The 20,519-nt window shown below is 71.5% G+C and carries 21 protein-coding genes, 1 tRNA gene and 1 pseudogene; 11 read left to right on the top strand and 12 right to left on the bottom strand.

All coding sequences use genetic code 11. The features are described 5' to 3' along the window. Positions 1-84 precede the first annotated feature (84 nt). The 7 genes from ACFWY6_RS10440 (at position 85) to ACFWY6_RS10410 (ending at position 4,610) form a co-directional block, all read left to right on the top strand. Complete coding sequence (locus ACFWY6_RS10440; RefSeq protein WP_384687793.1) at positions 85-780, top strand: ribonuclease H; 696 nt, start codon at positions 85-87, stop codon at positions 778-780. A gap of 207 nt (positions 781-987) precedes the next feature. After that, positions 988-1,479: a cupin domain-containing protein gene (locus tag ACFWY6_RS10435; protein ID WP_384687792.1), complete on the top strand. Its 492-nt coding sequence runs from the start codon at positions 988-990 to the stop codon at positions 1,477-1,479. Positions 1,480-1,587: 108 nt separating this feature from the next. After that, on the top strand, positions 1,588-2,328 hold the full coding sequence (locus tag ACFWY6_RS10430) for a class I SAM-dependent methyltransferase (RefSeq protein WP_384687791.1): 741 nt from the start codon (positions 1,588-1,590) through the stop codon (positions 2,326-2,328). Between the two features lie 63 nt (positions 2,329-2,391). Then, positions 2,392-2,541: a hypothetical protein gene (locus ACFWY6_RS10425; protein WP_384687790.1), complete on the top strand. Its 150-nt coding sequence runs from the start codon at positions 2,392-2,394 to the stop codon at positions 2,539-2,541. A 186-nt stretch (positions 2,542-2,727) separates the two neighbouring features. After that, on the top strand, positions 2,728-3,513 hold the full coding sequence (locus tag ACFWY6_RS10420; protein ID WP_384687789.1) for an NAD(P)H-dependent oxidoreductase: 786 nt from the start codon (positions 2,728-2,730) through the stop codon (positions 3,511-3,513). Positions 3,514-3,599: 86 nt separating this feature from the next. Then, complete coding sequence (locus ACFWY6_RS10415) at positions 3,600-4,061, top strand: SRPBCC family protein (RefSeq protein WP_384687788.1); 462 nt, start codon at positions 3,600-3,602, stop codon at positions 4,059-4,061. A 171-nt stretch (positions 4,062-4,232) separates the two neighbouring features. Further along, positions 4,233-4,610, top strand: a complete 378-nt coding sequence (locus ACFWY6_RS10410; RefSeq protein ID WP_384687787.1) for a hypothetical protein — start codon at positions 4,233-4,235, stop codon at positions 4,608-4,610. Here the strand turns inward: ACFWY6_RS10410 and ACFWY6_RS10405 are convergent, their stop codons facing one another. Continuing rightward, positions 4,611-5,540, bottom strand: a complete 930-nt coding sequence (locus tag ACFWY6_RS10405) for a LysR family transcriptional regulator (protein ID WP_384687786.1) — start codon at positions 5,538-5,540, stop codon at positions 4,611-4,613. It abuts the gene before it with no gap. Between the two features lie 156 nt (positions 5,541-5,696). Here ACFWY6_RS10405 and ACFWY6_RS10400 point away from each other — a divergent pair, with 156 nt between their 5' ends. After that, the gene (locus ACFWY6_RS10400; RefSeq protein ID WP_384687785.1) at positions 5,697-7,145 is read left to right on the top strand and encodes an MFS transporter; all 1,449 of its coding nucleotides are present in this window, start codon (positions 5,697-5,699) and stop codon (positions 7,143-7,145) included. 96 nt (positions 7,146-7,241) lie between these two features. Here the strand turns inward: ACFWY6_RS10400 and ACFWY6_RS10395 are convergent, their stop codons facing one another. Further along, positions 7,242-9,461, bottom strand: a complete 2,220-nt coding sequence (locus ACFWY6_RS10395) for a WD40/YVTN/BNR-like repeat-containing protein (RefSeq protein WP_384687784.1) — start codon at positions 9,459-9,461, stop codon at positions 7,242-7,244. A gap of 123 nt (positions 9,462-9,584) precedes the next feature. Beyond that, the gene (locus ACFWY6_RS10390) at positions 9,585-10,592 is read right to left on the bottom strand and encodes a GlxA family transcriptional regulator (RefSeq protein WP_384687783.1); all 1,008 of its coding nucleotides are present in this window, start codon (positions 10,590-10,592) and stop codon (positions 9,585-9,587) included. Between the two features lie 52 nt (positions 10,593-10,644). Between ACFWY6_RS10390 and ACFWY6_RS10385 the strand changes: the two genes are divergently transcribed. Further along, complete coding sequence (locus ACFWY6_RS10385) at positions 10,645-11,043, top strand: cupin domain-containing protein (protein WP_384687782.1); 399 nt, start codon at positions 10,645-10,647, stop codon at positions 11,041-11,043. A gap of 6 nt (positions 11,044-11,049) precedes the next feature. Here ACFWY6_RS10385 and ACFWY6_RS10380 read toward each other — a convergent pair whose 3' ends face one another. After that, the gene (locus tag ACFWY6_RS10380; RefSeq protein ID WP_384687781.1) at positions 11,050-11,559 is read right to left on the bottom strand and encodes a DinB family protein; all 510 of its coding nucleotides are present in this window, start codon (positions 11,557-11,559) and stop codon (positions 11,050-11,052) included. Positions 11,560-11,685: 126 nt separating this feature from the next. Here ACFWY6_RS10380 and ACFWY6_RS10375 point away from each other — a divergent pair, with 126 nt between their 5' ends. Further along, on the top strand, positions 11,686-11,937 hold the full coding sequence (locus ACFWY6_RS10375) for a holin (RefSeq protein ID WP_384687780.1): 252 nt from the start codon (positions 11,686-11,688) through the stop codon (positions 11,935-11,937). On the opposite strand, the gene ACFWY6_RS10370 is transcribed toward ACFWY6_RS10375, so the two are convergent. The 6 genes and pseudogenes from ACFWY6_RS10370 to ACFWY6_RS10345 all read right to left on the bottom strand — a co-directional run bounded on the left by ACFWY6_RS10370 (position 11,894) and on the right by ACFWY6_RS10345 (position 17,188). Then, complete coding sequence (locus ACFWY6_RS10370; RefSeq protein ID WP_384687779.1) at positions 11,894-12,493, bottom strand: barstar family protein; 600 nt, start codon at positions 12,491-12,493, stop codon at positions 11,894-11,896. The two genes, ACFWY6_RS10375 and ACFWY6_RS10370, sit on opposite strands and share 44 nt — an antisense overlap. A 57-nt stretch (positions 12,494-12,550) precedes the next feature. Next, positions 12,551-13,210: pseudogene (locus tag ACFWY6_RS10365) on the bottom strand (ATP-binding cassette domain-containing protein); the annotation flags it as partial. A 21-nt stretch (positions 13,211-13,231) separates the two neighbouring features. Next, positions 13,232-14,245 (bottom strand): hemolysin family protein, encoded by a 1,014-nt coding sequence (locus ACFWY6_RS10360; protein ID WP_384687778.1) that lies wholly within the window; start codon positions 14,243-14,245, stop codon positions 13,232-13,234. Continuing rightward, positions 14,242-15,573 carry a hemolysin family protein gene (locus ACFWY6_RS10355; RefSeq protein WP_384687777.1) on the bottom strand — a complete coding sequence of 444 codons (1,332 nt, stop codon included), beginning with the start codon at positions 15,571-15,573 and terminating at the stop codon, positions 14,242-14,244. The genes ACFWY6_RS10360 and ACFWY6_RS10355 overlap by 4 nt, the downstream gene beginning before the upstream one ends. Before the next feature lie 180 nt (positions 15,574-15,753). Further along, positions 15,754-16,173 carry a GNAT family N-acetyltransferase gene (locus tag ACFWY6_RS10350; protein ID WP_360769771.1) on the bottom strand — a complete coding sequence of 140 codons (420 nt, stop codon included), beginning with the start codon at positions 16,171-16,173 and terminating at the stop codon, positions 15,754-15,756. Positions 16,174-16,267: 94 nt separating this feature from the next. Next, positions 16,268-17,188, bottom strand: coding sequence for an SDR family NAD(P)-dependent oxidoreductase (locus ACFWY6_RS10345; protein WP_384687807.1), 921 nt, complete (start codon positions 17,186-17,188; stop codon positions 16,268-16,270). 202 nt (positions 17,189-17,390) lie between these two features. Here ACFWY6_RS10345 and ACFWY6_RS10340 point away from each other — a divergent pair, with 202 nt between their 5' ends. Further along, the gene (locus ACFWY6_RS10340) at positions 17,391-18,662 is read left to right on the top strand and encodes an APC family permease (protein WP_384687776.1); all 1,272 of its coding nucleotides are present in this window, start codon (positions 17,391-17,393) and stop codon (positions 18,660-18,662) included. Positions 18,663-18,883: 221 nt separating this feature from the next. On the opposite strand, the gene ACFWY6_RS10335 is transcribed toward ACFWY6_RS10340, so the two are convergent. Next, positions 18,884-18,956, bottom strand: a tRNA-OTHER gene (locus ACFWY6_RS10335). 69 nt (positions 18,957-19,025) lie between these two features. Continuing rightward, complete coding sequence (locus ACFWY6_RS10330) at positions 19,026-20,402, bottom strand: hypothetical protein (protein ID WP_384687775.1); 1,377 nt, start codon at positions 20,400-20,402, stop codon at positions 19,026-19,028. Positions 20,403-20,519: the final 117 nt, after the last annotated feature.

The raw sequence follows: 20,519 nt of genomic DNA, 5'->3' as shown, positions 1-20,519 counted from the left end.
ACCCCCCCCCCCCTCCCCGCCCCGGGGCGCCGGGGGGGGGGGCCCCCCCCCCGCCCCCCCCACGGCAACTGGCATCATCGAGGAATGTCTGACTTGATCATCGCCGCCTGTGACGGAGCCGCGAAGAAGAACCCCGGACCCGCGGCCTGGGCCTGGGTGGTCGCCGACGCCGACGGCACCCCGCGGCGCTGGGCGGCAGGGCCGCTCGGCCACTCGACGAACAACGTGGCCGAACTGACCGCACTGGCCGAGCTGTTGGAGGCCACGGACCCCGCGCTCCCGCTGGAGGTCCGGATGGACAGCCAGTACGCGATGAACGCGGTCACCAAGTGGATCGCGTCCTGGAAGCGCAACGGCTGGCAGACCGCGGCGAAGAAGCCGGTCGCGAACAAGGAGCTCGTCGTACGCATCGACGCGCTCCTGCAGGGCCGCGCGGTCACGTTCCGGCATGTCGCGGCCCACCAGGTGGACGGCGACCACCTCAACGCCATCGCCGACGTGGCGGCCAGCGACGCCGCCACCTCGCAGCAGCCGGCCGGCACCGCCCACGGCGCGCAGGAGATCCCGCAGCCGCGCCCCGAGCGCATGACGGCCGCACCCCGCGCACGCAAGACCACCGCCGGACGCACCGCCAAGTCGGCCTCCGGCAAGGCGACTTCGGCCCCCGTCATCAAGGCCAAGTTCCCCGGCCGCTGCCACTGCCAGAAACCCTACGAGGCCGGCGAGAAGATCACGAAGAACGCGCACGGCTGGGGCCATGTGGAGTGCCGGGACGCCTAGGCCGTGTCCGATGGGTTGTGTGGCTGGGCCACATCACAAGCGCCGTAATGAAGTCGAGCGAACGATCAATGCCCTCAAGGGCTTTCGGGCTGTAGCCACCCGCTTCGACAAGCGAGCGTATGTCTTCCACGGCACCGTGACCGTTGCTGCCGTACTCCTCTGGCTCCGCTCATGACTCGCCGACAGTCTCTGGGTCACAATGCCCCCATGACCGATCATCAGGCCCACACTCCCGCCCGTCCGCTGCTGCGCCGCCCCCAGGACGGTGAACTCATAGACGTCGCCGGTGTCGCGCACTTCTTCCGGCTCACCAGCGAGCACACGGGCGGGCTCTTCGCCTTCGAGGAGTTCAGCCTCGCCCCCGGCACCATTGGCGCCAGGCCACACGTGCACGACGGACATGACGAGTACTTCTACGTTCTTGAGGGCGAGTTGACGCTTCACACCGGAGACGGCGAGGTGACGGTCGGCCCCGGACATCTGCTCGCCGCCACCCGCGGCACCCCACACGGCTTCCGCAACGCGGGCCCGGCCCCCGCACGCGCCCTGTGTCTCTACACCCCCGCCGGGTACGAAAACTACTTCCGCGACGTCCACGCCGCTGTGAGCGCCGGGGCCGAGGCGACCGACGAGCTGCTGGCCGAATTCCGCAGCCGTCACCGGACCAGCTCCTACGAGGTTCCCTCGGACAGGCCCTAGGGCTCGTCCGGCGGATCATGGGCCGAGCCTGGGCCGGACCCGAGGCGAGGGCCGGCCAGTGCCCTAATCGTGTTGACCGCCCCCGGCAGGCAGTGCTGGAGTCGGCACGTGGACAGCATCCCGGCCAACCGGCGGCTCTGGAACCAGATCAGCAGCGCCTACCAGCACGAGCACGACCCGCGAATCGGCGCCGCACCCCGGCTGTGGGGCATGTACTCCATCCTCGACGCGCACCTGCACGCCCTGGGCGACGTCACCGGCAAGCGCGTCCTCGAACTCGGCTGCGGCGCCGGCCAGTGGTCCAGGGCGCTCGCCGCCGAGGGCGCCGACGTGGTCGGGCTCGACCTGTCCGAAGCCCAACTCGCCGCAGCGGCCGGTGCGATGGGAGCGGCCCGCTACCCGCTGGTGCAAGGAGCCGCCGAACAACTCCCCTTCGCCGACGACAGCTTCGACCTGGTGTTCTGCGACTTCGGTGGGCTCAGCTGGGCGCCCCCGCACCTGGCCGTCCCGCAGGCCGCACGCGTCTTGGGCCGAGGCGGGCGCCTGGTGTTCAACGTCGCCAGCCCATGGTTCGAAGCCTGCTACGACGAAGCCGCCGGCCGCGTGACCACGACGCTGCAGCAGGACTACTTCGGGCTGAACGCCATCGCCGAAGACGACGGCGCGACCAGCTATCAGCTCACCTACGGCGACTGGGTCAGGGTCCTGCGCGACGCGGGTCTCATCATCGACGACCTCATCGAGCCGCGGCCCGAACTCGGAACACCCAACGGCTACAACGAGACCGACCCACCCGACTGGGCACACCGCTGGCCGGCGGAACTGCTCTGGGTAACCCACAAACCATAAGTTCCGCCGCGCCGAGACGTGAAGGCATCCTCTCGCCGGGGCTGAGATGTCACCGACCGGTAGATGTCGCCGCGCTCGAGCATGCCGGGCAGCGCCTTGTTCGCCACGTCGACGGCCGGATACACCATGCTCATCGCCTCCTGCGTGCTCCGGGCATCGGTCTCGGTGATCTGCTTCGGCCGGGCGTCCGGGTCGACCGCTCCCGGCCCGTAGTAGACGAGGTCGATGGTCCCGTACCGCTCGGCGATGGCGTGCCGCCCGTCCCGTCGCCGTGCCCGCCCTGACCGAAGAGCAGCTCGCCGAGGTCATGCGCAGGTAAGCGGCCGCTGGCCAGATCCTTGCGGTGCATGGCCGTCTGGCCGCTGATGTTGGTCCGGGGCGCGGCGGAGGATCGATGGCATGAAGATTCTCTGGGTGTTCGCCCATCCCGAAGGCCGGTCCCTCAACGGGGCGTTGCGTGACGACGGCGTACAGGCGTTGCGTGAGCTCGGGCACGAGGTCCGCGAGTCCGATCTGTACGCCATGCGGTGGAAGCCCGTGGTGGACGTCGACGACTTTCATCGGGAGTCGATGGAGCGGCTGCTGGTCGGTGCCGAGCAGGAACATGCCCATGCGGCAGGGAAGTTGAGCGAGGACATCGTGGGCGAGCAGGAGAAGATCGCCTGGGCCGACGCGCTGGTGTTCCAGTTTCCGCTCTGGTGGTTCGGGCCGCCCGCCATCCTCAAGGGGTGGTTCGACCGGGTGCTCGTGCAGGGCTTCGCCTTCGGGCTCCAGGACGATGCGGGGCGGACCCTGCGGTACGGGGACGGCGGGCTCGCCGGGAAGCGTGCCCTGGTCGTCACCTCGGTCGGTGCGCGGGAGTCGGGGTTCGGGCCGCGCGGCGTCCATGGGCAGGTGGACGAGGTCCTCTTCCCGCTGCTGCACGGCGTCTTCTGGTACACGGGGATGGCCGCGCTCCCGCCGTACGTCGTCTACGGCGCCGACCGTCTCGACGCCGCCGGCTACCGCGCCCGCACCGCCGAACTGCGCGACCGGCTCAGCGAGTTGCCCGTCACCGCCCCGCTGCCGTACCGCCACGAGCACGGCGGCGACTACGACGACGATCTCGTCCTGCGTCCGGAGGTGGCCCCGGAGCTGACCGGCGTCGCGGCGCACCGTTCGGGGCGGGCCGAGCAGGCCACATAGGCCGAGCAGGCGCCCGTATCGGGAGGCGCCTGAGGCCCGCGCACCCTGACGACGGGCGGGCGTGGAGGGCGTCGTAGGGTCGGTGCATGACCCGCTTCGAGGCAGTCACCCGTATCGCCGCGCCGCCAGAGCTCGTCTTCGACATCTCGCTGGACGTCGATGTGCACACCGCGTCGATGGCCGCGTCCGGGGAGCAGGTCATCGGCGGGGTCGCGGCCGGCGGCATGCGGCTGGGGGAGTCCGTGACCTGGGAGGCAAGGCACTTCGGCGTGCGGTGGCGGATGACGTCCCGGATCACCGCCTTCGACCGGCCGGGACACTTCGTCGACGAGCAGGTGTCAGGGCCTTTCAAACGCTGGCACCACGCCCACCACTTCGAGCCGGACGGGCAGGGCGGCACGGTGATGCGTGACGTCATCGACTTCGCCGCACCGCTCGGCCCGCTGGGCGCCGTGGCCGAGTGGGCCGTGCTCAACCGCTATATGCCGCGTCTCATCCGGACCCGTAACGGCCATGTCAAGGCGGCCGCGGAGGCGGCCCGGTCGTGACCGGGGCGCGGGACCAACCCGAGGACACCTCCGCCGCGTTGACGGACGGCGACCTCGACGACGACAACGCCCTGTGTCGCGTTGCCTCAGCACCGTCCCGGCAAAGGCGGCCGTGGCCCCCCCGCACCGACCAGGGCTGACCGGCGCCGACCCGCGAGAGGAAGCAGCCCGATGGACGCCCCCGCTCCGCTGACGGACGACGACCTCGACGGGATCGAGGAGATCGCCGCGGCCGCGACTCCCGGGCCGTGGCACATGCGTCAGCTCGACGACGACCACGCCATGAGCCTCGTCGCCGTCAGCACCGTCCCCGACACCGGACGCGGCGAGCGATGGCCCGGTTTCGACCACGGTGAGATCGTCGCCGCCACCCTCGTTCAGCAGCCGCGCTACGTCGATGCGGCGGACGGACGCTGGGACGAGAACGCCCGGTTCATCGCACGCGCCCGCCAAGACGTCCCCCGCCTCGTCGCCGAGGTCCGCCGCCTTCGCCGACTGCTCGAAGCCGACGGCCGCCGACAGGGCGACGGCCCGTGCGGCGACTCCTGATCACACGCCCACCGGCACCGCACTGCGCGGATCCCCCTGCGCCACGTCCCGCGCGACCTCCCGGGCCGTCCGGGTGAACGCCTCGATCGCCCCCGTGTCGTCGCCCGCGCGCCACACCATGCCGTAGCCGACCGGCTCCGCGTCGGTGAAGGGGACGTACGCGACACCAGGTCGCGCGTAGTACGTCCCGGTGTGCGCGGGGGCGAGCAGCGCGCCCTTGCCGGCCGCGGCCAGCATCAGGGCCTCCTGCATGTTGGTCACGCCGGGGCCGCGGGCGATCGGGCGGCCGAGCGGCGTGTGGGACGGGACATGGTGTTCCAGCCAGTAGTCGGGCACATCGCCCGCGATCGTCAGCAGCGTCACGTCCGCCAGATCCTCGGGCGACACCGCATCCCGCCCGGCCAGCGGATGGCCCGCGGCGATCGCGAGGACACGCTCCTCCGCGAGCAGCGCGGGACCGGCGCCCAGGTCCGCCTCCTGGACCGGGAACTCCGTGAGCTGGACGTCGAATTCGCCGTTGCGCAGCTGCCCGTAGGGATCGGAGAGCGGCACCTCGCAGATCTCCACAGCGAGACCGGGGTGGCTCGCGCGCAGCGCCTCCGTCGCCTTCAGCACGATCTCGCCGGTCAGCGGGTTGGAGAAGCCCACGTGCAGCACGCTCTCGATGCCGCGCGCGGTGGCGGCGGCCCGTTCGAGGGCGGCCGCGATGGCCCGGTGGTGCGGTTCGAGGTCGGCGCGCAGCTGCCGGCCGAGCGAGGTGAGGGCGACGCGGCGGCTCGTACGGATGAACAGCGGGGCGCCGACGCGGCGTTCGAGGCGCTGGACCAGCTGGCTGACCCGCGCGCGCGAGAGCCGCATGCGGTCGGCCGTGCGGCCGAAGTGCAACTCGTCGGCGAGCAGCAGAAAGCACTCCAGTTCATCGCGTTCCATCGGCGTTCCCCCAGGTGGATCGGATCGGTAAGCCTGGTTGAACGAACGTTGCGATCTTCGCCGTTGTTCCGCCGTGCGCCTTGATCGAGGGTGAGTGAGCCGACAACGAACCGTCACCGTCGGCCAATTGGCAGAAGAACAACAGAGGACATCGCGATGAGTATGCAGAGAGAGTCAGCCGCCCTGAAGCCCCGGGAGTGGGTCGTCCTGCTCGTCCTGTGCGGCGCGATCTTCCTGGAGGGCATCGATGTGGCCATGCTCAATGTGGCCCTGCCGTCCATCCGCGCCGACCTGGGCCTGTCCACCGGAGACCTGCAGTGGGTCATGAGCGCCTACGTCCTCGGCTACGGCGGCTTCATGCTGCTCGGCGGCCGGGCGGCGGACCTCTTCGGGCGCCGCCAGATGTTCGTCCTGTGGCTCACCGTCTTCCTGCTCTTCTCGGGCCTTGGCGGTTTCGCCACCGAGGGCTGGATGCTGATCGTCGCCCGCTTCGTCACCGGGGTCGCGGCCGCCTTCATGACCCCCGCGGGCCTCTCCATCATCACCACCGGCTTCGAGGAGGGACCGCGGCGCAACAAGGCCCTGCTCTTCTACTCCGGCACCGCAGCGGGCGGCTTCTCGATCGGCCTGGTCATCGGCGGTCTGCTGGCCTCGGTCGGCTGGCGCTGGGTCTTCTTCGCCCCCGTCGTGCTCTCCGCGGTGATCCTGTTCGCCGCGCTCGCCTTCGTGCCCGAGTCGCCGCGCCCCGACCGCACCGGGCAGGGCGTCGACCTGGCGGGCGGCGTCACCGTCACGGCCGCCATCGTGCTGCTCGTCCTCGGCGTGGAGCGCGCATCCCACACGAGCCTCGCCGCCACCCTCACCACGCTCGCCGCAGGTCTCGCGCTCCTCGGAGCCTTCGTCGCCGTCGAGCGCCGTTCCGCATCGCCGCTGGTCCGCCTCGGCATCTTCCGCAGCGGCGCGCTCGTCCGCGCCAATCTCGCCGGGCTGCTCTTCGCCGGGGGCTTCTTCGGATTCCAGTTCCTGGTCGTCCTCTACCTCCAGGAGCTGCGCGGCTGGTCCATTCTCGAGACCAGCTTCGCGATGATCGTCATCGGCGTCGACGCGGTGCTCTCGCCCACCCTCACGCCCAAGCTCGTCGAGCGCTTCGGCAACGCCCGGGTGATCTTCGGCGGTCTGCTCCTCGCGGCGCTCGCGTACGCCCTGTTCCTGCCGGTCGGCGCGGACTGGACGTACCTGGCGATGTTCCCGAGCCTGATCATCCTCAGCCTCGGCTTCGCCCTGGCCTACGGTCCGCTCACCATCGTCGCCACCGAGGGCGTCAAGGAGGAGGAGCAGGGCCTGGCGGGCGGACTCCTCTACACCTCCTTCCAGTTCGGCGCGGCGCTCGGCCTCTCCGCGGTCACCGCCGTCAACGTCGCCGCCACCGCCTCGTCCGCACCGGCGGACCTCCTCGACGGCTACCGCGCCGCCCTGTGGGTCCCGCTCGCCGCGGTCCTGCTTGCCGCGCTGATCGCCGCCTTCGGACTCCGCTCACGGGCGGGCAGGGTGACCGCGGCCGGCACACCCGCCGAGGACCGCTCCGACCTTCCCGCAACGCACTGATCGCCCCATGGCCCGCCGGATCCGGATTGAGGACGACGCTCTGCTCCCGGTGGCCCGACGGCCGCCCGGAGCAGAGCGGTTGGCGGTGTCGGACGGTCAGGGAGTGGTCAGTTCGTAGAAGCCCCTGCCGAACGTGGCCGCCACCAGACGGTGGTTCCCGGCGTCGTACTCGATGTCGTCCACCGGCACCGCGGGCATGCCACGGCCGAGGCGCGACCAGTGGTCCCCCTTGCCGCCGGAGGTGAAGACGCCCTGGTCGGTGCCGATGTGGAGCTTGCCGCCCCGGGCGATGACGAGGTCGTTGACCGGGGCGTCCGGCAGATTGCCCGACAGGTCCTTCCAGTGCTCGCCGCCGTCCGTGCTGCCGTATACGTGGGGCGTGGCCGAGCCCGCGCGGTAGGCGGAGTGGGTGGTGTAGACGCGGTCGGGGTCGTGCGGGTCGACGACGACGCGGGTCACCCAGGGGCGGTCCTGGGCGAGTTTCGTCCAGTGCGCGCCGGCGTCCTTGGTGACCCAGACGCGGCCGTCGTCCGTGCCGACGTAGACGGTGCGGCCGTCCGCGGCCGGGGCGATCGAGGTGATCGTGCCGTAGTTGGTGTAGATCGGGTCGGGGCCCGGACCGCCGGACAGGTCGGGGCTGATGGCCTGCCAGGTGGCGCCGCCGTCCGTGGAGCGGTTGAGCACCTCTGCGCCGTAGTAGAGGACTTTGGGGTTGCGAGGGTCGAAGACGACCGGGGTGAACCAGTTGCGGCGCAGATACGTCGTCTTGTCGGCAAAGTACGTGAGCGTGTCGCCGCCGTCCGCCGAGCTGAAGCAATTCCCGTACTGGTAGCAGGCGTAGACGTTGTTCAGGTCGGTCGGGTTGATCAGGTTCTCCTCGCCGTCACCGCCGAGGTACTCGTTGAAGCCGTCGCCGCCCCAGGAACGTATCGAGCCGTTGTCCTGTGCGCCTCCGGAGATCCGCGAGGTGTCCTGCGGCGATATGGCCGCGCTGTAGAGCTGGGTGTACGGCTCGTGGCGGGCCTTGATCCAGCCGCCGTCGCCGTTCGCGTCGGAGCGGTAGACGCCGCCGTCGTTGCCCAGGTAGACGCGGCCGGGGTGGCGCGGGTCCCAGACCATCGCGTGCTGGTCGACGTGGATGCTGGTGTCGTCGGCCGTCCAGGTGGCGGCGCCGTCCTTCGACGTCATCAGCGGTACTCCGGCGACCTGCACATGCCCGGCGTCGCGCGGATCGGTCCAGATCTTCCCGAACCACCAGCCGAACGTGGACTGCGAATCGGTGAGCTTCTTGTCGGCGGGTGTCCGCTTCCAGGTGTCGCCCGCGTCCGTCGAGGCGTAGAAGCCCTCGAAGGGTCCTTCCGTCTTGTTGACGATGGCGTACGCCCGGTCGCCCGCGACGGCGAGACCGATCCGGCCGACGCCCGGGCCCTGCGCGGGAAGGCCGCCGCCGAGCCGCTGCCAGGTCCTGCCGTCGTCGCCCGACCGGAAGACGCCGGAGCCCTCGCCGCCGTAGGTGCGGCGTTCGGGCGTGCGGCGGTGGTCCCACAGGACGGCGTACAGCTTTCCGCCCTGGACGATGATCTCGGTGGCGCCGGTGAACTCGTTGGCGCCGGACAGGATCCGCTGCCAGGTCCTGCCGCCGTTCTCCGAGCGGTAGACGCCGCGGTCGCCGCCGCCGTTGTAGAGCGAACCGGCCGCCGCCACGTAGACGCGGCGCGGGTTGTCGGGGTCCACGGTGATCGCGCTGATCGCGCCGGAGTCCCGCAGCCCGGACGGCGTCCAGTGCCTGCCGCCGTCGGTGCTGCGGTAGAGGCCTGTTCCTTCGTACGTGATGCTGCCGCCACCGGGGTTGGGCTCGCCGGTACCGGCGTACAGGGTGCCGTCGGGTGCGGTGGCGACCGCGCCCATCGACTGCGTCCAGTCGTCGGGCCAGGCGGACTTGAAGGTCTGCCCGGCGTCCGTGCTGCGCCAGACGCCACCGCTGGCCGCGGCGGCGTACAGCGTGTCCGCGCGCTTCGGGTCGAGGGCGAGGGAGACGATGCGCCCGCCGATGTTCGTCGGCCCGACGGACTTCCACCGGCCGCCGGTGGTGGGCAGTTGACGCGCCTGCGCTGCGGCGTCCTCGTGCGCGTGGCGCGGAATCGACTCTCCGGGGACCGTCTTCTGCAGGTAGCGGTACTCGGCGGGCGCGGCAGGACCGCGTACCGGGCGGTAGACGTCCCCCGGTGGCGTGGGGCCCGCGGCGGCCGGAGCCGTGAACACGAGCACGCCCGCGAGCGGGGCGAGGACCAGGTGAAGCAGGCGTCTGCGACGCATGGACTCCCTCTCCTTCGTCATGGCCATATCAAGCCGTGACCCTATGAGAGGGGGAGAGGGGCCAATAGGTCGCAAGTCGGCCTTTGCGAGGGGGGATCGAAGGCGGCGCCGGGCGCGCCCCGCTCAGTGCTGCGCCGGCCCGAACCGGCGGCGGTACGCGGAGGGCGTGAGGCCCGTCTCGCGGCGCATCAGGGCACGCAGATTGGCGGTGCTCCCAAGGCCGCTGCGGCGGGCGACCACGTCGAATCCGGTCACCCCCCGCTCGATCAACCGGCAGGCCAGCGTGAGGCGTTCGCCGGTGAGCCACGCGAGGGGCGTGGTGCCCAGCTGGGCCTGGAAGCGGCGGTGCAGCGTCGCCGGGCTCAGCGCGGCGCGCGCCGCGAGATCGGGCACGGAGAGCGGTGAGTCGAGCCGCTCCTGCGCCCAGGCGAGCACCGGGGCGAGGGACTCGTCCCGCACGTCCGGTACCGGCCGCTCCACGAACTGCCGCTGGCCGCCGTCCCGGTGGGCGGCGAACACCAGGCGCCGGCTCACCGCGTTGGCGACCTCGGCGCCGTGGTCCCTGCGGACCACGTGCAGCCCGAGGTCGAGGGCGGCGGCGCTGCCCGCGGCGGTGAGGATGTCGCCGTCGTCGACGAAGAGCACATCCGGTTCGAGCCGTACGCCGGGGAAGCGGGCCCGGAAGGAGTCGGCCCACTGCCAGTGCGCGGTGGCCCGGCGCCCTTCGAGCACCCCGGCCTCGGCCAGGGTGAAGGCGCCGCTGCAGAACCCGACGAGCCGGGCCCCGCGGGCGTGTGCCCGGCGGACGGCGTCGAGGACGGCCGGGCGCCGTGGCACCTCGACGTCGGGCCGGTTGGGCACGATCAGGGTGTCCGCCGAGTCGGCCGCCTCAAGGCCCGCGACGCCGGTGAGCGTAAAGAACCCGTCCCGCATCAGGGTGCGGGGCTCGGGCGAGCAGAGCGAGAACTCGTACAAGTCACGCCCGAGTTCGGGCCTGCGCAGTCCGAACACCTCGGTGGCGCAGCCGAGTTCGAAGGGATTGGAGTTGGCATCGACGATCACGACGACGCGATGCAGCGGCCCGCGACGACCACCACCATCACCATCACCCTGAGAGGATCCTTGCGCCATGAGCTATTTCTACCACTCGCCTGATCGCGGCCGGACGGCGGAAGGTGGAGCCATGAGCAACAACGAACCCATCGCCCTGACCAAGGCCCTGGCCTCCTTCGACGCCCTGTGGAGCCCGCGCATCGTCACCCAGGTCAACGACTACGACGTACGCGTGGCCAAGGTCGAGGGAGAGCACCTCTGGCACGTCCACGACGACACCGACGAGTTCTTCCTCGTCCTCGACGGCGAACTGCGCATCTCCCTGCGCGAGCCGACCGGCGAACGCACGGTCACCCTCCCCAAGGGTTCGGTCTTCACCGTCCCGCGCGGCACCGAACACAAGCCGTCCGCGCCGTCCGGCGCCGCGATCCTCCTCCTCGAACCCGCCGGCACCTCGACGGTCGGCGACCGCCACGAGGACATCCCGGACCACGTCGACGCGACGACGGGGCACCGCCTCACACCGTAGGCGGACTCAGGCGCCCACGGTCCCGTCGACTCCCTCGCGCAGAAAGTCCGCGTGCCCGTTGTGGCGGCCGTACTCCACCAGGACGTGCACCATCACCATCCGCAGCGACACCTCTTCGCCCCACCGCGGCTGATACCCGGCCAGGTCCAGGGAGTCGGCCTGCCGCTCGATGCGGCGCGAGTTCTCCACCTCCGCTTCCCAGGCGGCGAACGCCTCGGCCCTGGTCGACGCGCTCGCGTCGTACGCCGCCTGGAAGTCGATCTTTTGGGACCAGACCATGGGCGCGTCATTGTCCTCGAACGGCCGCCGGAACCAGGCGCGTTCCACCTCGGCCATGTGCCGCACGAGCCCGAGCAGCGACAGCGTCGACGGCGGCATCGACTGCTGCCGCAGCTCCTCGTCGCCGAGCCCTTCGCACTTCATGGCGAGGGTCGCCCGCTGATAGTCGAGAAACCCCCGCAACGTCTCACGCTCGGTGCCGAGGCTGGGCGGGTCTGCTCGGTTGTCGCTGGGCATGGGTCTTGCTCCTCGTCTCGGCTCGGCTCGCATCGCGGGGACTCGCGTCCCCTTGACCGTATCCAGCAGGCCATCGGCGCGGTATGCCGGGAGTTGACCCGTCAACCTTGAGAGAGCGAGGCCGTCATGTTGTGGACCGCCGCCTTCTGGAAGGCCACCGCTGAACGCGCGATCCGGACCTTCGCGCAGTCACTCGCCGCCGTGCTCGCCGTCGGGGCGACCACTCTTCTGGACGCCGACTGGCAGACGGCGCTCGCCACCGCCGGGCTGGCGACGCTCCTCGCCGTCCTCACGGCCGTCGGCGCCGCGAAGGTGGGGACCGGTGGGCCCGGTATCACGGAGACTCCGACCGTCCGGAAGGGTGCGACCGCGCCCTGACGTGGGCGGGGAGCGGCCAGTCCTCTTGTGCCAGGGTCGCTGTCAGACGTTCCCCTTCGAGCGTCACCTGTACGTCCATGCCGCGGGCCACGGCCTCCGTGAAGGCGGCGGGAGCGAGGTCGTCCAGGAGGAAGACCGTGTGCAGGGTGAACGGGCGGCGGTCGGCGTCCGGTTCGCCGTCCGCGTCCAGCCGGAAGTTGGCCTGCCAGGCGGCCTGACAGAGCACGGAGACGAGGAGTCCGAGGAAGTCGCCTTCGTGCAGGGCGTCGGCGTGGTCGATCAGGACGGCCAGGTCCTTCGTGTCGCTTCCGTGGCCGTGCCAGTCGTGCAGGCAGTCCACCAGTGCGTCCCAGTTGTGGCCGAAGTAGCCGGGGAAGGCCAACTCCCGGGCGAAGGCGGCGAAGAGGGCTTGCGGGTCCAGCAACTCCCGGCCGTCCAGGCGGAACACGCGGCCACCGTGGAGGTGGAGTTCGTCGGCCTCGGCACTCAGCCATGGGTCGTCATGGCGCGTGAAGACGACCCAGGGCGGGCGGCGTTCGGTGAGGGTGGGGGTCACGGGCTATGCCTCCGTAAGCAGTCGCCCCGCCTCCACCCGCACCCGCTCGCCCCGGAACCGCTGCCGCAGCCTGCGGTCGTGGGACACCACGACCAGCGTGCCCCGGTACTCCGCGAGCGCCTCGTCGAGCTCCTCGACCAGCGCGGGGGAGAGGTGGTTCGTCGGCTCGTCCAGGAGGAGGAGTTCGGGCTGCGGGGCGAGCACACAGGCCAGCGCGAGGCGCGCGGCCTCGCCGCCGGAGAGGGAGCCGAGGGCACGCGAACGCTCCAGATGCGGTACGCCGAGCCCGTGCAGCGCGGCCTCCAGGCGGGCGTCGGCGCGGTAGCCGTCACGGGCCTCGAACGCGGCGAGGAGATCCCCGTACGCGGCGAGGCCGTCCGCTCCCGCCGAGCCGAGCGCGGCCTCCGCCGCGCCGATCCGCCGCTCCAGATCCCGCAGTTCGGCCAGCGCGTCGTCCACCGCGTCCTGCACGGTGGCGTGCGGCGGAAGGCGCAGCGTCTGGGCGAGATAGCCGGTGCCACCGTCGGACACCACGGCCACCTCGCCGTCGGCGGGCGCGTGCTCGCCCGCCATCAGACGGAGCAGCGTCGACTTGCCCGAGCCGTTCTCGCCGATGACACACGCCTTCTCGCCGGGGCGCACCGAAAGCGAGACCCGTTCCAGGACGGGCCGTTCCGGATAGCCGTACGACACGTCGCGCAGGACGAGTTGACTCACGGTGTGCGCATCCCCCTCGGCTCAGGCGGGCTGACCGAACAGCTCCCGCAGTACATCCTCCATCGTGACCATCCCGGCCAGTCTGCCGTCCGAACCGAGCACCGCCGCCACATGGGTGCGGCTGCCGCGCATCGCGGTCAGCACGTCGTCCAGCGGCGTGGACTCCCGCACCTGCGCGATCTTCCGCATGTCCGGCACCCGGAACGGCAGATCGCGCGGCGCCCGGTCGAGCGCGTCCTTGACGTGCAGATAGCCGACGATGCGGCGGCCGTCGTCCACGACGGGGAAGCGGGAGAACCCGGACTCCGCCGAGAGCCGCTCCAACTGCTCCGGTGTCACGCCCACACGCGCGTACACCACCCGCTCCAGCGGGAGCACGACGTCCCGGACCGGGCGGCGGCCCAGTTCGAGGGCGTCGTGCAGCCGCTCCTGGGCACGGTCGTCGAGCAGACCCGCGTCACCGGAGTCCTTGACCATGCGGGCCAGCTCGTCGTCAGAGAACGTCGCGGCGACCTCGTCCTTCACCTCGACCCTGAGCAGTTTCAGGAGGCCGTTGGCGAACGCGTTGATCGCGAAGATCACCGGGCGCAGCGCGCGGGCCAGCGCGACCAGCGGCGGGCCGAGCAGCAGCGCCGAGCGCACCGGCTCGGCGAGCGCGATGTTCTTGGGGATCATCTCGCCGAGCAGCATGTGCAGATACGTCGCCAGGGCGAGCGCGATGACGAACGAGATCGGGTGGACCAGACCGTGCGGCACGCCGACCGCGTCGAACAGCGGCTCAAGGAGATGCGCGATCGCGGGCTCGGCGACGATGCCGAGCACCAGGGTGCACAGCGTGATGCCGAGCTGGGCCGCCGCAAGCAGCGCCGACACGTGCTGCAGACCCCACAGCACGCTCTTGGCACGCCGGTCGCCGTCCTCGGCGTACGGCTCGATCTGGCTCCTGCGTACGGAGATGAGCGCGAACTCGGCGCCCACGAAGAAGGCGTTGACGACGAGCGTCGCCAGGCCGATCAGCAACTGGACGGCGGTCATCGCTCCTCCTCCTGGTGGTCGTCGTGCAGGGGCGCGTGCAGCAGGACGCGGGCGGCGCGGCGGCCGCGGGCGTCCACGACGTCGAGCAGCCAGCCGCCCACCTCGACGCTGTCGCCCTCGGCCGGGATGCGGCCGAGCTCGGTGGCGACCAGGCCTGCGAGCGTCTCGTACGGTCCGTCCGGTACGCGCAGGCCGACGCGGGCCAGCTGGTCGGTGCGGGCCGAGCCGTCGGCGGAGTAGAGCGTCCGGCCTGCGTCGTCGGTGCCCGCTGGGGCGATGTCGGGCGTCTCGTGCGGATCGTGCTCGTCCCGCACCTCGCCGACGACCTCCTCGACGATGTCCTCCAGGGTCGCGACCCCGGCGGTGCCGCCGTACTCGTCGATGACCACGGCCATCGTGCGCTTGCCGGAGAGCCGGTCAAGAAGCCGGTCGACGGTCAGCGACTCCGGTACGAGCAGCGGCTCGCGCATCAGCTCGGCGACGGGGAAGCGGGCCCTGCGCTCGGCCGGTATCGCCAGGACGTCCTTGATGTGCGCGACACCGACGACCGAGTCGAGGTTGCCGCGGTAGACGGGGAAGCGGGACAGGCCCGTCGCGCGCGTCGCGTTCGCGACGTCCTCGCAGGTCGCGAGGGCGTCGAGGGCGATGACCTGCACGCGCGGCGTCATCACGTTCTCCGCGGAGAGATCGGCGAGGTTCAGGGTGCGCACGAACAGCTCGGCGGTGTCCGCCTCCAGGGCGCCCTCCTTGGCGGAGTGCCGGGCGAGCGCCACCAGCTCCTTGGGGCTGCGCGCGCTGGCCAGCTCCTCGGTGGGCTGGATGCCGAAACGGCGTACGGAGTGGTTCGCCGTGTTGTTCAGATGCGCGATGAAGGGGCGGAACGCGGCGCTGAACAGGCGCTGCGGAGTCGCCACCCGCTTGGCGACGGCCAGCGGCGAGGAGATCGCCCAGTTCTTGGGCACCAGCTCGCCGACGACCATCAGGAAGACCGTCGACAGGGCCGTGCCGATGACCAGGGCCACCGACGAGGCCACCGACTCCGAGATGCCCATGGAGCGCAGCGGGCCCGCGATGAGCTTGGCGATGGAGGGCTCGGAGAGCATGCCGACCACCAGGTTGGTGACGGTGATGCCGAGCTGCGCCCCGGAGAGCTGGAAGGTGAGGTTCTTGACGGCCTTGAGGGCGCCCGCGGCGCCGCGCTCGCCCCGTTCGGCCGCTCGTTCCAGTTCGCTGCGCTCGACCGTGGTGAGGGAGAACTCCGCCGCCACGAAGACGCCGCACGCCAGCGAAAGCAGCACCGCCACGAGGAGCAGGAGCACTTCGGTCATCGGGTCACCTCCGTCCCATGATCGGACAGGGACCGGGGGAATGCGCGATGTCGGGTACTGGGAGGCTCGCCCATGGGCGGACGCTCACACCTTTCCGTTTGAATCTCAGTTGAATCGAGTGGTCCGTACATAGTAAAGGACCAGCAAAGTCCGCTCGTGCGGGCGTCCGCGGACCGGGACCTAGAGGTGCTTCACCCAGCGGCTCCACTGCGGCTCGGGCGCGTACCCGGCGGCGCGCCAGGCGTGCTGCGCGAGCTCGTTGCGGTCAAGGACCATCGCGTCGCCGCGGCGCCCGCCAAGTCCCAGGAAGCGCTCCTCGGCCGCGGCGAGCAGCGCCGAGCCGACGCCCTGACGCCGCTGGTCCGGGTGCACGGCGAGGCGGTAGAGGTGACAGCGCCAGCCGTCGAAACCGGCTATCGCGGTGCCGGCGACGACGCCGTCGCGCTCGGCGATGAGCAGGGCCTCGGGGTCGCGCTCGACGAGCCGGGCCACTCCGGCCCGGTCGTCGCTGATGCTCGTTCCCTCCGCGGCCTCGCGCCAGAACCGCAGAACGGTGTCGATGTCGGACGGGGTCGCACAGCGGATGTGCAGATCACTCATGGGGAGATGCAATCAGTGCGCCGGGCGTTCTGGCGACCGGTTTCCGTGCCTGGGAGCGACGCGACGAGCGACGTGCCGTGCGACGCGGTCCGTGTCAGGGCGAAAGGCCGACGAGCCTGCCGCTGTCGTTCCACAGCGCCTGCGCCACCTCGTCCCTGCGGGCCAGATCGGACGGGTCCGGCCAGCTGAGCCGTGCGCGCCGCAGGGCGACGATTACGCGTCCGGGCGGGGCCGGCACACCGCCGCCGGCCAGGTCGGCCAAGGTGTTCGCGGCGTCGGGGCGGCTGTTGAGATCGCGGCTGAACCTGCGCAGCGGCCGGCCGACGACCGGAGTGCCGAGCAGCGCCCAGGCCGTACGCAGCGGGAACGACAGCTGCTTGGCCAGGCCTGTCCCGAAGACCTGCCCGGGATCGTAGGCGACGACGGTGCGGCGACCGTTGCGGAAGCCGGGGTGATCGGACAGCGATCGTGCGGTGAGCACGGCGCACAGCTTGGACGCGGTGTACGCGTGCTCGCCCGCCTTGCGCGGCTTGGCGTCGAGGCCGGGGTCCCGGTCGGGGTGCGCGAGCAGCTCGGCGTCGGCGTGCCGGGGCGGCGTCAGACCGGCGTGGTTGGCGGGGTCGTAGGTGCCGCTCGTGGTCAGCACCACGGTCGCCGTGTCCGCGAGTGCCGGGAGCAGCAGGCGCAGCAACAGGTGGTGCGCGAGGTGATTGACGGCGAAGGTCGTCTCGAAGCCGTCGACCGTGCGACGGGTGACGTCGGGCAGGACCACTCCGGCGTTGAGCACCAAGGCGTCGACGGGGGTGTCGCCGAGCCGTTCGAGGACCGTCGTCGCGAAGGCGCGCACCGAGGCGAGGTCCGCCAGGTCGAGCGGGATCCGGTCGCCCACCGCCGGGATCCGACCGTCGACGGCCGTCGTCCGGCGTGCGCCCAGGATCAGCCGTACGTCGCCCGATCGCGTGAGACGCTCGGCCGCGATCGCTCCGAAGCCGGACGTGCCGCCGGTCATCACCATCGTGGACACGCTGCCCCCTCGGAAACCGCCGGACCGGGACGCCGTCCAGCCTAGTGAAGGGCCCGCGATGTGGCTCCCGTCGCGGGGCCACGTCAGGGCGGGTTCGCGGCGTCCACCCCTGGGGGGCCAAGTAACGTACGGCGACGCCGAGGTACGAGAACCGACGCGCGGAGCAGCGCGCCGCGGGCGAAGGAGTGCAGCGATGGGCACGGCGGCGAATCCTCCCGCCGAGGGAGAGCTGACCAGGCGGCTCGGGGTGCCGGACGCGGTGGTGATCGGCCTGGGCTCGATGATCGGCGCGGGCATCTTCGCCGCGCTCGCACCGGCGGCCGGGGCGGCCGGATCCGGGCTCCTGACGGCGCTCGCCGTCGCCGCGGTGGTGGCCTACTGCAACGCCACATCCTCCGCACGGCTCGCCGCCCGCTACCCGGCGTCCGGCGGCACCTACGTCTACGGCCGCGAGCGCCTTGGTGACTTCTGGGGGTATCTCGCCGGCTGGGGCTTCGTGGTCGGCAAGACCGCTTCCTGCGCGGCGATGGCGCTGACCGTGGGGTCGTACGCCTGGCCCGCCCAGGCCCACGCGGTGGCGGTGGCCGCGGTGGTGGCGCTGACCGCGGTCAACTACACCGGCATCCAGAAGACCGCCTGGCTCACGCGTGCCGTCGTCGCCGTCGTCCTCGCCGTGCTCGCCGCAGTCGTGGTCGTCTGCCTGACCGGCGTCGGCGCCGACACCTCGCACCTGGAGTGGGGACCGGACGCCTCCTGGACCGGGGTGCTGCAGGCCGCCGGGCTGCTGTTCTTCGCCTTCGCCGGGTACGCGCGCATCGCCACCCTCGGCGAGGAGGTCCGCGACCCGGCGCGCACCATTCCGAGGGCGATCCCGCTCGCCCTCGGCATCACTCTCATCGTGTACGCGGCCGTCGCTGTCGCCGTCCTGAGCGTCCTCGGAGCCGGGCGGCTCGCGGAGTCGGGCGCACCGCTGTCGGACGCGGTGCGGGCCGCCGGTGCGACATGGCTGACGCCGCTGGTCCGCGTGGGAGCGGCCGTCGCCGCACTGGGCTCGCTGCTCGCGCTGATCCTCGGAGTCTCCCGCACCACACTGGCCATGGCCCGTGACCGTCATCTCCCGTACGTCCTGTCCGCCGTGCACCCGCGCTTCAAGGTGCCGCACCGCGCCGAACTCGCGGTCGGCGCGGTCGTCGCCGTCCTGGCGGCCACGGTCGACGTACGCGGGGCGATCGGCTTCTCCTCCTTCGGCGTACTGGCCTACTACGCCATCGCCAACGCCTCCGCGCTCACCCTCACTTCAGCGGAGGGCCGCCCGCCTCGGGCCATCCCGGTCCTCGGCCTGACCGGCTGCCTGCTGCTCACGTTCACCCTGCCCGCGGCGTCGGTCACTTGGGGCGCGGCGGTCTTGTCCCTGGGAGCCGCGGCCTACGGCATCCGCCGCGCCGTGGCGGCCCGAGGGGCGTGATGCCACGAGGCGCGCAGGCACATCGTGGTCCAGCAGGGACGTCACGTACTCGATGGCCTCCGCACGAGACAACACCGGCAGCCGCTGCCGCAGGACCCGCACAGCATGCAGGCGCCCACGCCCGGCGGCGACTTGCGCACGAACTCCTCGGCAAGCTCATGCTCCTCGGCATCCACCACGGCCATCCGCAGCGCGTCCCCCGCGGCCAACAGCTTTGAAGGCGACGAGGGCAGGATTCGAACCTGCGTCCACCCGGAGACAGAGCCGGGCGCTCCTCCGCAGAGCTTCCTCGTCGCTGTGGCGATCATTGCCGGGGGCGTCGCGCGGGGCAACTGATTTCCGTGGAGCGGGGGTTGATGGGGGTCAGAGCCACTCTTGGGCCGCGGCGCGTTTGCCCTTGCCGGAGAAGATTCCCGCCGAGCGGAGGGCGCCGGCCATCAGGGGGTCGGCTACGGGGACTCCGTGTACGAGCTCGGGTGTCCGGCGGAAGGCGACCGGCTCGGCCGTGGGCCGGGGTGCGGTCCAGGCGCCGGCCACCGGGTCCACCCGATGCCGGGCGCAGACCGCCTCGACCAGCGAGCGTGGGCAGTCCTCCTCACCGCGGAGCACCTCCCACGGCAGCGGAAGGTCCGCCCAGACGTAGGTGTCCGGGTGCAGTCCGCCGCCGCTCATCCGGTGCCAGTACGCCACGTCGGCAGCCATCAGCCGGGGCACCTTGCCGGGGCAGACCTCGTCCAGGATCGCCGTCTCGCCCAGCTCGTGGAGCAGTGCGAACCAATGCGCTCGGGCCGTGTTCCACGCCTGCGCGGCCTGGTTCCACGTCGACGAGTCGTCGCCGGGGCGCACGACCATCGTGGCGCGCTCCAGGGGGTGCCGGTTCCAGGCGTCCTCAAGGAGGTCGGCCACCTGGCGCAGGAAGCCGTTCCAGCGCACAAGGAGTCGGGTGAGGTCCTCGTCGGACACCGCCGCCAACACCTCGGCCCGCGGGTGCACATGGGCCACGGCGAACCAGCAGGTCCGCTCGGGCCGCGCCCGCAGCCGCCCGAACAGGGCCTCGGCCACCTCGTCGTAGACCTGACGCTGCCGGCCGTTGGTGAAGACACTGCGCATGTAGCCCCGCGCCGTGACATACGCGATGAAGGCCGCCGAGTCGGGGTCCGCGGCGAAGAGTTCGTACGGCAGGGCGTGGGCGAGGGCGCCCTTGCCCGTCATGGTCACTTCGCGGCGGCGCTGCTCGTGGATGAGCCGCGCCAGTTTCGCCTCCATCCGGCGCAGCAGCCGGAAGCGCTTGTTGTACTGGCGCTTGGAGATCTCGCCGAGACCGGCCGCGGCGCGCTCGGCGCGGTCGAGGCGGTCCATGCCGAAGTCGTTCTGCCCGTACGCGCGGCCGATGTCCTCGCCCGCCCGCCGGATCACCGCCTCGATCCGGGCCGGATCGTCCCCCGCGCCGTCCGGGAAGTCCGGCAGGTCCTTGAAGAGGGCTGCCGCGCGGGCGAGTTGGCGCTGCGCGCCGACCGGGCGGGCGAACTCCTCGCGCATCGAGGTGTAGCCGTGCCAGATGTTGCGCAGCGAGTGCTCGGCGGCCTTGGCGAGCGCCGCCTCCGTCGCCGCGTCGAGGTCGGTGCCCTGGGCGGCGTACAGATCCTGGATGAGCCGCGCCACATCCTCCGGACGCTTGCGCAGCGTGAGCGAGGCGTGCAGTTCACGCAGCAGTTGTTGTTCGGCTGTCGACGGCGGCATGAGCTTCAGCCTGTCATCACTGTGATCCGTTCCCAACTGGTTATCCGTACGTCGCAGTCGTGGCTCGCGCACCGCTCCCCGCGGGTGGCGCCGCATCGAACTTTGGAAAGTTTTTCT

The sequence above is a fragment of the Streptomyces sp. NPDC059037 genome (assembly GCF_042740015.1).
Lineage (GTDB): Bacteria > Actinomycetota > Actinomycetes > Streptomycetales > Streptomycetaceae > Streptomyces.
Note: the sequence above shows the minus strand (reverse complement) of the source record. Positions and strands in the feature narration are given on the sequence as shown.

Coding starts and splice junctions, on each gene's coding strand:
- ACFWY6_RS10440 (WP_384687793.1), top strand. CDS start 85: ATGTCTGACTTGATCATCGCCGCCTGTGACGGAGCCGCGAAGAAGAAC.
- ACFWY6_RS10435 (WP_384687792.1), top strand. CDS start 988: ATGACCGATCATCAGGCCCACACTCCCGCCCGTCCGCTGCTGCGCCGC.
- ACFWY6_RS10425 (WP_384687790.1), top strand. CDS start 2,392: ATGTCGCCGCGCTCGAGCATGCCGGGCAGCGCCTTGTTCGCCACGTCG.
- ACFWY6_RS10420 (WP_384687789.1), top strand. CDS start 2,728: ATGAAGATTCTCTGGGTGTTCGCCCATCCCGAAGGCCGGTCCCTCAAC.
- ACFWY6_RS10415 (WP_384687788.1), top strand. CDS start 3,600: ATGACCCGCTTCGAGGCAGTCACCCGTATCGCCGCGCCGCCAGAGCTC.
- ACFWY6_RS10410 (WP_384687787.1), top strand. CDS start 4,233: ATGGACGCCCCCGCTCCGCTGACGGACGACGACCTCGACGGGATCGAG.
- ACFWY6_RS10405 (WP_384687786.1), bottom strand. CDS start 5,540: ATGGAACGCGATGAACTGGAGTGCTTTCTGCTGCTCGCCGACGAGTTG.
- ACFWY6_RS10400 (WP_384687785.1), top strand. CDS start 5,697: ATGAGTATGCAGAGAGAGTCAGCCGCCCTGAAGCCCCGGGAGTGGGTC.
- ACFWY6_RS10395 (WP_384687784.1), bottom strand. CDS start 9,461: ATGCGTCGCAGACGCCTGCTTCACCTGGTCCTCGCCCCGCTCGCGGGC.
- ACFWY6_RS10390 (WP_384687783.1), bottom strand. CDS start 10,592: ATGGCGCAAGGATCCTCTCAGGGTGATGGTGATGGTGGTGGTCGTCGC.
- ACFWY6_RS10385 (WP_384687782.1), top strand. CDS start 10,645: ATGAGCAACAACGAACCCATCGCCCTGACCAAGGCCCTGGCCTCCTTC.
- ACFWY6_RS10380 (WP_384687781.1), bottom strand. CDS start 11,559: ATGCCCAGCGACAACCGAGCAGACCCGCCCAGCCTCGGCACCGAGCGT.
- ACFWY6_RS10375 (WP_384687780.1), top strand. CDS start 11,686: ATGTTGTGGACCGCCGCCTTCTGGAAGGCCACCGCTGAACGCGCGATC.
- ACFWY6_RS10360 (WP_384687778.1), bottom strand. CDS start 14,245: ATGACCGCCGTCCAGTTGCTGATCGGCCTGGCGACGCTCGTCGTCAAC.
- ACFWY6_RS10355 (WP_384687777.1), bottom strand. CDS start 15,573: ATGACCGAAGTGCTCCTGCTCCTCGTGGCGGTGCTGCTTTCGCTGGCG.
- ACFWY6_RS10350 (WP_360769771.1), bottom strand. CDS start 16,173: ATGAGTGATCTGCACATCCGCTGTGCGACCCCGTCCGACATCGACACC.
- ACFWY6_RS10345 (WP_384687807.1), bottom strand. CDS start 17,188: ATGGTGATGACCGGCGGCACGTCCGGCTTCGGAGCGATCGCGGCCGAG.
- ACFWY6_RS10340 (WP_384687776.1), top strand. CDS start 17,391: ATGGGCACGGCGGCGAATCCTCCCGCCGAGGGAGAGCTGACCAGGCGG.
- ACFWY6_RS10330 (WP_384687775.1), bottom strand. CDS start 20,402: ATGCCGCCGTCGACAGCCGAACAACAACTGCTGCGTGAACTGCACGCC.